The sequence below is a fragment of the Roseomonas sp. KE2513 genome, from assembly GCF_016107305.1.
GTDB lineage: Bacteria > Pseudomonadota > Alphaproteobacteria > Acetobacterales > Acetobacteraceae > Roseomonas.
Genome location: NZ_RCVR01000050.1, coordinates 15,526 through 27,869 on the forward strand (window position 1 = coordinate 15,526; position 12,344 = coordinate 27,869).

General features: G+C 67.2%; 11 protein-coding genes and 2 pseudogenes. 8 read left to right on the top strand and 5 right to left on the bottom strand.

Annotated features, from left to right (window positions below):
• Nucleotides 1-23: 23 nt before the first annotated feature.
• Nucleotides 24-1,787 carry a glycosyltransferase family 39 protein gene (locus D9599_RS26890; protein WP_198384377.1) on the bottom strand — a complete coding sequence of 588 codons (1,764 nt, stop codon included), beginning with the start codon at nt 1,785-1,787 and terminating at the stop codon, nt 24-26.
• 365 nt (nt 1,788-2,152) lie between these two features.
• Between D9599_RS26890 and D9599_RS26895 the strand changes: the two genes are divergently transcribed.
• Genes D9599_RS26895 through D9599_RS26930 form a run of 8 tightly spaced genes read left to right on the top strand, consistent with a single transcriptional unit; the run spans nt 2,153 to nt 9,659 of the window.
• Complete coding sequence (locus D9599_RS26895; RefSeq protein WP_198384378.1) at nt 2,153-3,895, top strand: PQQ-binding-like beta-propeller repeat protein; 1,743 nt, start codon at nt 2,153-2,155, stop codon at nt 3,893-3,895.
• Nucleotides 3,892-4,428, top strand: coding sequence for a c-type cytochrome (locus D9599_RS26900; RefSeq protein ID WP_198384379.1), 537 nt, complete (start codon nt 3,892-3,894; stop codon nt 4,426-4,428). Before D9599_RS26895 ends, D9599_RS26900 begins: the two co-directional genes overlap by 4 nt.
• Nucleotides 4,425-5,426 (top strand): cytochrome c oxidase subunit II, encoded by a 1,002-nt coding sequence (gene coxB, locus D9599_RS26905; RefSeq protein ID WP_198384380.1) that lies wholly within the window; start codon nt 4,425-4,427, stop codon nt 5,424-5,426. The genes D9599_RS26900 and coxB overlap by 4 nt, the downstream gene beginning before the upstream one ends.
• Nucleotides 5,423-7,342 carry a cytochrome c oxidase subunit I gene (gene ctaD, locus D9599_RS26910; RefSeq protein WP_198384381.1) on the top strand — a complete coding sequence of 640 codons (1,920 nt, stop codon included), beginning with the start codon at nt 5,423-5,425 and terminating at the stop codon, nt 7,340-7,342. The genes coxB and ctaD overlap by 4 nt, the downstream gene beginning before the upstream one ends.
• Nucleotides 7,339-7,941 (top strand): cytochrome c oxidase subunit 3, encoded by a 603-nt coding sequence (locus D9599_RS26915; RefSeq protein ID WP_309228727.1) that lies wholly within the window; start codon nt 7,339-7,341, stop codon nt 7,939-7,941. Before ctaD ends, D9599_RS26915 begins: the two co-directional genes overlap by 4 nt.
• Nucleotides 7,938-8,270, top strand: a complete 333-nt coding sequence (locus D9599_RS26920) for a hypothetical protein (protein WP_198384382.1) — start codon at nt 7,938-7,940, stop codon at nt 8,268-8,270. The genes D9599_RS26915 and D9599_RS26920 overlap by 4 nt, the downstream gene beginning before the upstream one ends.
• A complete protein-coding gene (locus D9599_RS26925; RefSeq protein WP_309228728.1) occupies nt 8,267-9,154 on the top strand; it encodes a cytochrome c oxidase assembly protein in 888 nt (295 codons plus the stop codon). Before D9599_RS26920 ends, D9599_RS26925 begins: the two co-directional genes overlap by 4 nt.
• Complete coding sequence (locus tag D9599_RS26930; protein WP_232480965.1) at nt 9,141-9,659, top strand: cytochrome c family protein; 519 nt, start codon at nt 9,141-9,143, stop codon at nt 9,657-9,659. Before D9599_RS26925 ends, D9599_RS26930 begins: the two co-directional genes overlap by 14 nt.
• Before the next feature lie 12 nt (nt 9,660-9,671).
• On the opposite strand, the gene D9599_RS26935 is transcribed toward D9599_RS26930, so the two are convergent.
• From D9599_RS26935 to D9599_RS26950, 4 genes and pseudogenes are all read right to left on the bottom strand, one after another.
• Nucleotides 9,672-10,571, bottom strand: a complete 900-nt coding sequence (locus tag D9599_RS26935) for a c-type cytochrome (protein ID WP_232480966.1) — start codon at nt 10,569-10,571, stop codon at nt 9,672-9,674.
• 296 nt (nt 10,572-10,867) lie between these two features.
• Nucleotides 10,868-11,158, bottom strand: coding sequence for a hypothetical protein (locus D9599_RS26940; RefSeq protein ID WP_198384385.1), 291 nt, complete (start codon nt 11,156-11,158; stop codon nt 10,868-10,870).
• Nucleotides 11,159-11,218: 60 nt separating this feature from the next.
• Nucleotides 11,219-11,497 (bottom strand): annotated as a pseudogene (locus tag D9599_RS26945) (integrase core domain-containing protein); the annotation flags it as partial.
• A 66-nt stretch (nt 11,498-11,563) separates the two neighbouring features.
• Nucleotides 11,564-12,280 (bottom strand): annotated as a pseudogene (locus D9599_RS26950) (IS6 family transposase).
• Between the last annotated feature and the right edge of the window lie 64 nt (nt 12,281-12,344).

Consider the following 12,344-nt stretch of genomic DNA (forward strand, 5'->3'; position numbering starts at 1 on the left):
CAGTTGCCAACATTGACAGCCGGTCACCGGCACCAAGCCTTCGCTTCGGTCGGCGGTATCGTTTGCTGGCCAGCCGGCCGTATTTCATTTTGCGTCAGCCGATAAAGGTTGATTGACTTTCCAACCTTCGCGACAGGGTCACAGGACCTCAGTTGGGAAAGGTCGGGATCCACTTGAAGCCAGTGAATACTCACGGCCACCCAACCGCCGAGCGAAAGGCCTCCTGAAGGTGTACTGATGGCTGGGATGCCCTGGCTTCTCAGTTCTTCCTCGTCAGGATGACCATGGATCATTGCAATGACCTCGGTTACCCCGAACTGCCGAAGGGTCTCGCGAAGCCGATGGACGTCCTGTCCCCAGTCGAGATCTGAATCCACCAGGATGCGCTCAGGACGACGCCCGGCAACTTCGTTGAAGTAGGCGAGGTAGTCGGGGTGCACAACCAAGCTGGACGCCAACTGCCACCCGAGAAGAAGAACAGCTAAAACCCGGCCCAACATGGGAGGCCTGATGAGCCTTGTGAGGCGTGACAGACCCACCCCTGCCGTAATGGCAAGGAGTGGATAGATCGGCAGAATGTAGCGAACACCGATGTTGATGCGCGACGGTAGAACCACAAGGAAGATGACGACGGCGCAGAGTGCTGGGACCGCTAATTTCCATTCTCCCTCGCGCCATGAGGCCTTCAGCGAAAAGATGCATCCCAGGGCGGTTAGGAGCAGGAACGGGACCGGGGTCTTTACAGCCAGCGAAACTGGGAAGAACCACCACGATCCCGCCTCACTCGTCTGTCCAAGCAGGTAGGAGCGGTGGCCATCCGCGTTGTGTTGAGCGACTGCCGCGATGCCGTTGGCGAGTTCAGACAGTGGCACAAGAGGGGCCTCCGCAATGGTATAGGCCAGGTCGTGCAACGGGCCGCTGGGGCCGGCAATCCGGTCGATTAGATGGTGTGGCCGAGCGTCTGCGCTCAGAGCGGGCACGAGGTTGAACCGGTAGCCGCCCCAGAGAGTGAACAGGGCGACACAGACGACCCCCATGAAGCCACGGAAGCTGGGTAGTTGTAGGCCGGCGGGTAGGACTGTCCTGGTCCCCGGGAGGTGGCCGCGATGGTTACGACGCGCGGTGACCGCCCAGCGCCAGCCGATCAAACCAACCATGCAAGAGGGCAGCAGCACGAGCGCGGACAGCTTCGACAGCACGGTAAGGGCGGCCATAAATCCCAGGCCTGCACAACGCGCTGGAGTTGGTTGGTCGAGCCATCTCGCGAAAAGAAAAACAGCGGCGGGGAGGGTAGCCCCGACTGCCATGTCAGTCGTCGCGAGGCCAGCGTGGGCGAGTACCGGTGGAAGGGTGGTGAACAGGAAAACGGACCCCAGAGCGAAACCAGCACCGAAAACTAGACGCGCCCAGGCCCATACCGTGCCAGCGGCAAGCAGGAAAAAGGGCAGTATCCCTAGCCGGGCGGAGGCCAGATGCTGAACGTAAGCACCCTCTGCATAGAGGATAGCGTTTCCTTCCTCCCACATGCTGGGCTGACCCACCGAGCGAGATCCCGTGAGCCAAGGTATGAGCGCGGCCGCCACGCGGGCCAAAGGAGGATGCTGGACTTCATAGGTGTACAACCTGCGATCGAGCCACTCCATGCCGGCAGCAATGTGAGCCGGTTCGTCAAAGACATGTGAGAGCACCAAGTAGGTCGAGGCAATACGGCCCGCCCCGAGCGCGATCATGGTAGCTGCTAAGAGAGCGGCCCAGCGGTAATGCAGATCGGCAGATCGTTCGTGCATCAGCTTGGATCCAGCTGCGGCAAGTGCTTCATGATAACGCGCCGACCATCTCGCGCGCCACGAAGATTGCGGGGTCCAGGTAAAGCCTATTATCGTGCGTAAGGGGCGGGAAGGGGAAGGTTGCCATGAAAGGGCGCCCCTTGGCTCCATTCCGGAGAGCACGGCGAAGGTTAAGGTGCTCGGCATAGCAGCGGCGGAATGCAGCATTGCGCGCGTGATGAATCACCTAAAGCGCTGAACTTTTCTGACGAAACTAGCGTTTGGCGTTCTGGAACAACATTCTGCGGGCGGATGCGACAGTTTAGGGAGGCTTCGGTTTGAGACTAGCGGCGCTTCCCGCAGTGGTTGGTCACTCGATCACACCGGTGGCTGCCGCGGTAGTGGATAGGGAGCTGGGCCAGCCCTGGGGCTTTCGCGTGACGGGATGGGCTGTGGCCGCGCTCCTGGCGATGGCCCTGCCGGGCAACGTAGGGGCGGCGGAGGTTCCGCCCGCCGAGAAAGAGCTGACACCGGCGAGCGTGGGGCAGTTGCGGCTCGCCTTCACCTTCCGCACCCACCATCCCGGTCCGGCCACCCAGGCGCCACTGGCGGATGGGAAAACCCTTTTCCTCCTTACGCCTTTCCCGCACACGCTCTACGCGCTGGACTTGGCCACGCCGGACGCGACCGTGCGGTGGCGCTACACGCCCGAGGCGGATGGGACGGCGCGGGGCCGGAGTTGCTGTGGCGAGGGGCAAGGCGGGATGTCGCTCGAAGGGGGGCGCCTCTACGTCAACACTCTGGATGGGCGCACGCTGGCGCTGGATGCCGCGAACGGCGCCCCGGCCTGGGAGGTCCGCACGGCCGACCCTTCCTCCGGCGAGTCGCTGGCCTCGGCACCGCTTCCGGCCGGTGGAAAGCTGCTGCTCGGCAATGCGGGGGACCGGTTCGGCGTGCGTGGCTGGATCGCCGCGCTGGACGCCGGAACGGGGCGGAGGCTGTGGCGCTTGCATAGCACGGGTGAGGATGCGGAGGTAGGCATCGGGGCCGGCTTCCGGCCGCTCTATCCTGGCGACGACCGGGCCGACCGGGGGGTGGCGAGCTGGCCGCCCTCGGCCTGGCAACAGGGCGGCGGTGGTGTGTCGGGCCCGATCCTCTGGGATGCTGGGTCGGGGCTGGTCTTCCACGGGACGGGGCACCCTGCGCCGCTGGTACCGGATCAGCGCCAGGGCGACAACCGCTGGACCTCCGGCCTCTTTGCGCGCGAGCTGGAGACGGGGAGAGCGCGGTGGTTCGATCCGCTCAACTCGCACGACCTCTACGGGCTGGGCGCCACGGCGTCGAGCCTGCTCCTCGACCGAGATTGGCGTGGCGCGCCGCGCCGGCTGCTGGTCCACCCCGACGCCAACGGGCATGTCTACGTGCTGGATCGCGGGACCGGTGAGATCCTCTCGGCCGAGCCTTTCGTGCCGGTGAACGCCACGGCGGGCGTCGATCTGGCGACAGGGGCGCTGCGGCGGGATGAGAGCAAGGCTGTGCGGCGCGGCCGGATGACGCGTGACATCTGCCCGGCCAGCCCGGGGGCCGTGACTGGCGCTTCCGCCTTCCTGCCGGAGACAGGGCTTCTCTACATCCCGTCGCGCCGCCTTTGCATGGACATGGAGGCGCGCAACGCAAACTACATCCGCGGCACCGGCTTCACGGGCGCCAACCTTCGCCTCCGCCCCGCGGACGGGGAGGGGCAGGGCGCGCTGGTGGGATGGGACCTGGAGGCCGGGCGCCCGGCCTGGACGGTGCCGGAGCGCTTCCCGCTCTCGGGCGGTGTGCTGGCAACGGGCGGGTTGGTCGTCTACGGCACGCTGGATGGAGTGCTGAAGGCGCTCGATGCGCGGAGCGGTGCGGTGCTCTGGCAGTTCCAGGCGGCTTCTGGGATTCTCAGTCGGCCAGTGGCCTTTCGAGGGCCGGACGGGCACGCCCAGTTGGCGGTTCTCGCCGGCTCGGGCGATGGGCCAGAGGCGGAGATCGACCGGCGAGACGCCTCGGCGGAGGACGGGATGGGCAATGTGCTTCGGGATCTTCCGCGCTCGCCGGATCCCGGCGTGACCCTCTACATGTTCCGCCTGCCATGAGGGTGATCCCGGCGGCCCTGCTGCTGCCGCTCATCCTGGCCGGGTGCAAGCGGGAGGCACGGGAGACGCGGCTGGACCCGCCGGTTGCGGAGGCCTTGGGCGGGGTGCGGGTGATGGCCAACGGGATCAGCGGCCAGCCGCCGATGGTGAACGCGGCGCAAGGGGAGCCCTATCGGAACAACGCCTATCAGCTCGCGCAGGGAAAGCGGCTCTACGAATGGTTCAACTGCCAGGGCTGCCACGCCGATGGCGGTGGGGCGTCCGGCCCCGCGCTGATGAACGGGTGGTGGCGCTACGGTCCCGACGCTGTCTCGATCTTCGTCACACTGCGGGACGGGCGGCCGAACGGCATGCCATCCTTTCGCGACCGCTTAACCACGGAGCAGATGTGGCAGCTCACCGGCTACCTGCAGAACCTGGGTGCCACCGTTGCCGCGACGGCCGCGCCGAGCCGGAACGACGCCATGCAAACCCGCCCCGCGGAGAACCGGGCGCCGGCCATGGGCGCGCTTCCGGTGTCACCGGACCGATGAGCGCGTTTCTGCTCAGGTGCGTGCTGCCTCTTTTGCTGCTGGCCGGCTGCTCGGGCTGGCAATCGGCCCTGGACCCGCGTGCGGACGCCGCGCAGGAGCTGCACGGGCTGTTCTGGCTCTTTACCATCACCTGCGGGATCGTCTGGGCGGTGGTGATGCTGGTGCTGGCGGGCGCGCTGCTGCGCCGCCCGGCCGCCGCGCGGCCCGAGGAGGAGCGGGGGCGGGCTGAGCGGCGCTCGGGCAGGGTCGTCGGCGGGGCCGTGGCGGCCACCGTGCTGGTGATCGCCGGCCTGACGCTGGCCAGCTTCTTCGCGACCCGCGGCATCTCCGCGGATCATCCGGAGGCGCTGGTGGTGCGGCTGCGTGGCTTCCAGTGGTGGTGGGAGGTCACCTATGACGATCCCTCGCCAAACTGGGTTTTCATCACGGCGAATGAGCTGCACCTGCCGCTCGGGCGCCCCGTGCGGCTGGAGCTGGCGGCAGCGGACGTCATCCACTCCTTCTGGGTGCCCAACCTTGCGGGAAAGCAGGACATGATCCCCGGGCGCGACAACGTGCTGGCCTTCACCCCGACCCAGGCCGGGACCTATCGCGCGCAATGCGCGGAGTTCTGCGGATTGCAGCACGCGCATATGGCGCTGCAGGTGGTGGTGGAGACGCCGGAGGAGTTCGGGCGTTGGCGGGCAACGCAGGTGGCGGCGGCGGCGGCGCCGGAGAGCGCGGAGGAGGTGGCAGGGCGGGCCGTGCTGGAGGGCAAGGCCTGCGCGGCCTGCCACACCGTGCGCGGCACCGCCGCCGCCGGTACGCTCGGCCCGGACCTGACCCATGTGGGCGGGCGCCGGAACATCGCGGCCGGTATGCTGCCCACGACGCGCGGGGCGATGGCCGCCTGGATTGCGGACCCGCAGACGATCAAGCCCGGGAACAACATGCCCATGGTGCCGCTGAGCGCGGATGAGCTGCAGGCCGTCTCGGCCTACTTGGTAAGGCTGCGATGACGCCTGCGGAGAGGGACCTTCGCGACGCCGCCTTGGAGGCGACGGAGGGGGCGGGGGCGCTGGAGCGGCGGCTGGAGCGGACCTGGCGGACGCGGGAGGGCTTCTGGGGCGCGCTCTCGACCGTTGACCACAAGATCATCGGTCGGCGCTACATCGTCACCGCCTTCGCCTTCCTGGCCCTGGGCGGCGTGCTGGCCATGCTCATGCGCCTGCAGCTGGCGCGGCCGGAGAGCCGCTTCCTTTCGGCGGATCTCTACAACCAGATCTTCACCATCCACGGCGCGAACATGATGTTCCTCTTTGCCGTGCCCGTGGCGGAGGCGATGGCGGTCTATCTCGTGCCGCTACTGGTGGGCACGCGCAACATCGCCTTCCCGCGGCTCGGGGCCTTCTCCTACTGGGTGTATCTGTTCGGCGGCATCATGCTCTGGGTGGCCTTCATCCTGCAGACGGGGCCGGATGTCGGCTGGTTCGCCTATGTGCCGCTTTCAGGACCGCAATACGCCAGCGGCAAGCGCGCCGACGTCTGGGCGCAGATGATCACCTTCACCGAGATCTCCGCCCTCGCGGTGGCGGTGGAGATCGTGGTGACCGTGCTGAAGCAGCGTGCGCCGGGCATGTCGCTCGACCGCATCCCCATCGTGGTCTGGGCTATGCTGGTCATGGCCTTCATGATTATTCTGGCGATGCCGGCGGTGGTCACGGGCAGCAGCGTGCTGATCATGGACCGGTTAGTAGGCACGCATTTCTTCAACCCGGCGGAGGGTGGGGATGTGCTGCTGTGGCAGCACCTGTTCTGGTTCTTCGGCCACCCCGAAGTCTACATCATCTTCCTGCCCTCGGTCGGCATGCTCTCCACCATGCTGCCGAGCTTCGTGCGGCGGCCGATCTTCGGCTACCTGGCGCTGGTGATGTCGATCATGGCGATCGGCGTGCTCGCCTTTGGGCTCTGGGTGCACCACATGTTCACCACGGGGCTGCCGCGGCTGGGCGAAAGCTTCTTCACCGCCTCCTCCATGGCTATCGCGGTGCCGGCGGGGACGCAGATCTTCTGTTGGATCGCGACAATCTGGCTGGGCCGCCCGGTGTTCCGCGTGCCCTTCCTCTTCATCCTCGCCTTCTTCTTCACCTTTGTGCTGGGGGGAATGACAGGGGTGATGGTGGCTTCAGTGCCGCTCGACACGCAGTTGCACGACACCTACTTCGTCGTGGCTCACTTCCACTACGTGCTGGTCGGCGGCGCCGTCTTCCCGCTGCTGGGGGCGATCTATTACTGGTTTCCCAAGATCACCGGCCGGATGATGAGCGAGCGCATCGGGCGCTGGGTGGTAGGGCTACTCTTCCTCGGTTTCAACTTCACCTTCTTCCCCATGCATATCCTGGGGCTGCAGGGAATGCCGCGGCGCATCTATGCCTATCCTCCCGAGTTGGGCTGGGGCGGGATGAACCTCTTCGTCAGCCTCTGCTCTATCGCGCTCGCGGCGGGTTTCCTGCTGTTCTTCGTCGATGCGGTGCGGAGCGCGCGCAAGGGGCCTCCTGCGGGGGACAATCCTTGGGATGCTTCGACGCTGGAGTGGGCCACCACATCGCCGCCGCCGCCCTACAACTTTGCCCGCATTCCCGTGGTGACGAGCGCGGCCCCGCTCTGGGACGAGCGGGCGGCGCTGCCGGTAGCGTCGGGGCTGTCGGTGAACCGGCGGGAGCTTCTGATCACCACCATGGGCACGGCCACGCCCGAGGTGCGGGAAACCTCGCCGCAGAATTCCATTTGGCCGTTCTGGGCGGCGCTGGCGACAAGCGTGATGCTGGTCTGGTCGATCTTCTCGCCCTGGGCACTGGTCTGGGCCTCCATTCCCGTGGCCATCACGCTGATCGGCTGGTTCTGGCCGCGCGGCACGCCGGAGGATGACGCGTGAGGCACCGCGTGGTCGCCGATCTCTCGGCCCTGCCGCTGCACGGGTCCGGCAGCTCTAGCCAGACCTGGTGGGGCACACTTGCCTTCATGCTCATCGAGGGCATGGGCTTCGCGCTGGCCATCGGCGTTTACCTTTACCTCTACAGCCTGGCGCCGCACTGGCCGATCGGGGCGCCGCCGCCGGATCCCGTGCCGGGCGGCGTGATAGCGCTCCTGTTGCTGGCCAGCACCGTGCCGAACCTGCTGGTCGCGCGCTGGGCGAAGCGGCAGGACCTGCGCCGGGTGCGGATTGGGCTCGTGATCATGTCAGTGGCGGGGGTGCTGCCGCTGATCGTGCGGATCTGGGAATTCCCGGCGCTGAACGTCTCCTGGGACAGCAACGCCTATGGTTCGGTGGTGTGGCTGGTGCTGGGCCTTCACACCCTGCACATGCTGACCGACGTAATGGACACGCTGGTGCTGATGGCGGTGATGTTCAGTCGCCACGGTGACAACCGTCGGCGCTACGGCGACGTGGAGGACAATTCGCTCTACTGGTACTTCGTGGTGCTGACCTGGCTGCCGATCTATGCCCTCCTCTATGGGGTGCCGCGGCTGTGACGGGGCAGGCGGGACCGCGTAGCGGGGCGATGGCCTGGGCGGGGCTGGTAATGGGCCCCGCCTTCTGGGCCATGAACATGCAGCTCGGCCTCATCCTGCCACACGCGGAATGCGGCGGCGGCTTCCGCTACAGCACGCTGACGACCTTGCTAGGAGCGGGATTGGCTATCCTCGGCGCCGGGCTGTCGTACCGCGCCTCGAGCTTTCGGGGAGCGCGCGGGGTCCACGGCTTTCTTGGCTCGGCCGGCACGCTGGCGGGACTGATCTTCGCCTTCGCGCTACTGCTCCAGGCCGCCTCTACCCTGGTGCTGACAGGATGCGAGCGGTGAGGCGTGCTGCCCTCCTCGCCATCCTTCTATTCCTGGCCGTGGGCGGCGCATGGGCGCATGGCGGGGAGGAGCACGGGTCGGGCTGGACCTTTGATCCCTGGGTGGTGGTGCCCCTGCTTGTCTCCGCCACCCTTTATGCCGGCGGCACGCTGCGCCTTTGGCGGCGCGCGGGGGTGGGGCGGGGGATCGGGCCCTGGCGGGCGGCGGCCTATGCAGCGGGCTGGCTTTCCCTAGCCGGGGCGCTGCTCTCGCCCCTGCACTGGTTTGGCGAGCGGCTTTTCACCCTGCACATGGTGGAGCACGAGATCGTCATGGCAGTTTCAGCCCCGCTGATCGTGCTGGCGCGGCCGGGCGGCGCCTTTGCCTGGGCGCTGCCGGCGGGACTGCGGCGCCCGGTCTGGCGCGTGGGGCGGCTGCCGCCGCTGCGCTGGGGCTGGGCCGTGCTCTCCGCGCCGGTTGCGGCGACGCTGCTGCACGGCGCCGCCATCTGGATCTGGCATGTCCCCGCGTTCTTCGATGCCACGGTGCAGCATGTCGGCATCCACCGGATGCAGCATCTCAGCTTCTTCGTCACGGCGCTGCTCTTCTGGTGGGCCTTGCTGCGGCGCTGCGAGCCGGGGCCGGCGGCGGCGCATGTGGTACTGACCATGATCCATACGGGGCTGTTGGGAGCGCTGCTGACCTTCGCGCCGCGCGTGCTCTATGGCGCGCAGACAGCGCGATCGAGCCTTTGGGGACTCACGCCGCTGGAGGACCAGCAGTTGGCCGGGCTGATCATGTGGGTGCCGGCGGGAACGATCTATGCGGGGGCGGCGCTCGGCTTCCTTGCGCTCTGGCTGAAGCGGCCCGGCCGGGCCTGGAGGGTGGGCGATGCGCTTCCGTAGCGCGCCCCTGCGGGCGCTTGGCGCCGCGCTTCTGGGCTGGGGGGCGCTGCGGCTGATGCGGGCGGCAGACGCTGACGGCGGGCTGGCGGTCGGTAGCCCGCCGCCCTGGCGCTTCACCCTTTTCGCGGTAATGGGACTCGCGCTGGTGATCCTGGGTGGACTGGGCCTAGGCGGCTGGACGTACCTGCAGGCGCAGGAGCGGGAGGAGGTGGCCAGGGCACTCACAGGCGGAGATCCGGGGCGTGCGCCGGAGCTGATCACGCGCTACGGCTGCGGCGGCTGCCACACGGTGCCCGGCGTCCCCGGTGCGGACGGGAAGGTGGCGGGACCGCTGACGGATATGCGTGCGCGCGTCTATGTCGGCGGCGTGGCGCGCAACACGCCGCGGGACATGGTCGCCTGGATCGTCGATCCGCGGTCCCTGTCGCCCCGCACGGCGATGCCGGCGACGGGCATCACGGAGGCGGAGGCGCGGGACGTGGCGGCGTATCTTTACGCGCGCTAGCCGGGCGGCCCGTCAGTTGGAGAGGTTGGGCGTGGGCCGCGCGGGCAAGGCGTGGATGTAGGTGGCAATGGCGCGGCGGTCCTCCTCGGGCAGGGAGGACATGTTGGTGACCACCTCATCCATCGAGGACTTCGTGACGCGCAGATCCGGCGTGTGGCCCGTGCTCAGCACCCGCACCAAATCCTGAACCGACCAAGCGCCGATTGCCTGCGGCGTGATGTTCGGCACGAAGCCGGTACCCTCCTGGTCCGGGCCGCCGGCGAAGCGAGCTTGAGGCTTGATCGCGCCAAGCAGGTTTCGGGTGGAGTGGCACTCCGCGCAGTGCGCCACCGCCTCCGTCAAATAATGGCCACGGTTCCAGTCCGGGTCGCGGGCGGGGTCATCGGTGATGGGCGTGCGATTGAGGAAGAGGAGCTTCCAGAAGCCGACCCCACGGCGGATTGTGAAAGGGAAGGGAAGTTCGTGCGGTGGTGCGCGACCCTCTACGGGTTGAAGGGTGCGGAGATAGGTCATGAGGTCCCGCACGTCCTCCGGCCGCATCCGCGCGTAGCTCGGGTAGGGGAAGGCGGGGTAGTAATGCTGCCCTTGCGGCGAGACGCCGGAGAGCAGGGCGTTGGCGAGGTCGATCCCGCGCCATCCGCCGATGCCGTCCTTCGGGTCGGGGGAGATGTTGGGCGGGTGGAAGGTGCCAAACGGTGAGCCCAGGGCCATTCCGCCACCCAGGCGCAGGCGGTCTTCCTGCCCCGGAGAGGCGTGGCAGGAGGCGCACTGCCCCGCGTTGAAGATGCGCTGGCCAAGGGCGGCGTCGCCGTTCTCGAAGTGCGGGGCATCCGTCTCGGCGAAGGCGGGGCGCGGCGCCGAGAGGAACCAGGCGGCGCCTGCCGCACCGAGCGCCACAATGGAGGCGAGCAAAAACAGTTTCCGTAGCATGGCGCCTTGCAGCCGGTTCGGCCGAGCCACCGCAGCGACGACCTGCTCGGTCTAACGCGTCGGGCGGCAGAGTGGTTGAAACAGGCAGAGCTCTGATGGCCGCGAGGCATCGCCGCTACGTTTGAGAGAGAACCGCCGCCGTGGCGGTGCCTCCGGCGACCAGTGAACATTCGGCGCGCACAGGTCTATTACACGCTGGCACTCCGGCGCGCTGAAACTATGGCTGCCTCGCAGCCCGGCCCAATTGGCCGGACCACGATGTGCAGTTGAAAGTCTTGTTAGTCCGGCCGGATCTGATGGCCGGACGGCTCCAACAGCTCCGCCCTCGGGCCTGTTTGATCCGTCGCCCGGATCCGCACGGCGACCGCCTTGGCAGCGGGTGTCTTGGATTGCTGATCGTGGTGCCAGAGCGGGATGAGCGGGTTCATCTCGGGATAGTAAGCGCCAAGGCAGCCATCCGGCAGCGAGAAGGGCGTGACCTTCAGGCCGAAGACTTGGCGTTCCACCCCGTCCTCCGCGGCGCTGACGAGGGAGACGACCTGGCCCTCGTGCAGGTCCGCCCGCTCCATGTCGACGGGGTTGATCAGCAGTGAACCGCACCGGGTTCCCCGGAGGCTGATTGGCTCGGGTTACGCTGCCAGGGCTGGCTCCTCAAGCCCGGCATAGTAACGCGCCTCCGCTTCGGCTGGTGGCATGTTGCCGATCGGCTCGAGGAGGCGACGGTGATTGTACCAGTCCACCCACTCGAGGGTGGCGAACTCGACGGCCTCCATGCTGCGCCAGGGCCCACGGCGGCGGATGACCTCGGTTTTGAACAGGCCGTTGATGGTCTCGGCAAGGGCATTATCGTAGCTGTCGCCGACGCTGCCGACGGATGGCTCGATGCCAGCCTCGGCGAGACGTTCGGTGGGCACAGTCAACTTGCCGGCCTCGAGGCGAGAAGGCTGACGGACCGGCGGTGGGATCGAGGGCGATCAAGCCCGCACGGCGACGCCGCTGATGTCGGACCACACCTCAAACGCGCGCTCCCTTGCGGCGCGGTAGTTGCTGGCGGTGAGGTAGTTGCGGCGAAGATGAAAAAGGTTGTTGATCCCATCGTGGGCAGAGAGGAAACGCTGCGCCTGGCGTGCCGATTTGAAGTGCTTCATCTGCCGCTCTCGTCATCGCGTCGGCTGATGCGAGTTCTCGGCGCGGTTGTTCAGCCCCTTGTGCTGCCGGTGCTCGACGGAGGGCATCACCTCCTTCTTCGTGGCGCCATAGCTCGCCAGCTTGTCGGTGATCATGACCCGGGGTGGCCGCATCTGCCGCTTCAGCAGCTTCCTGAGTAGCCGCTTGGCAGCCTGCTTATCCTTTCGGCTCTGCACCAGCACGTCGAGTACCATCCCGCCCTGGTCGACGGCGCGCCAAAGCCAATGCGTCACGCCGTTAATCTTGAGGACGACCTCATCTAGGTGCCACTTGTCACCCGCCCGCGGCAGCCGGCGCCGGATCCCGTTGGCAAATGCCTGGCCAAACTTGCGACCCCATTGCGGCAGTGTTTCGTGGCTGACCACGATGCCGCGGAAGGCCAGCATCTCCTCCACCATCCGCAAACTGAGCGGGAAGCGAAAGTAAAGCCAGACCGCTTGGCTGATGATCTCGGCTGGGAAGCGATAACCGGCGAAGCTGGGGCAGGCGGAGAGGGCAGTCATCCCGCCCGACTATCTGGTGGTGAGCCGCTCAGGCAACCTGATGGGCAGCCAAGTTGACGATACC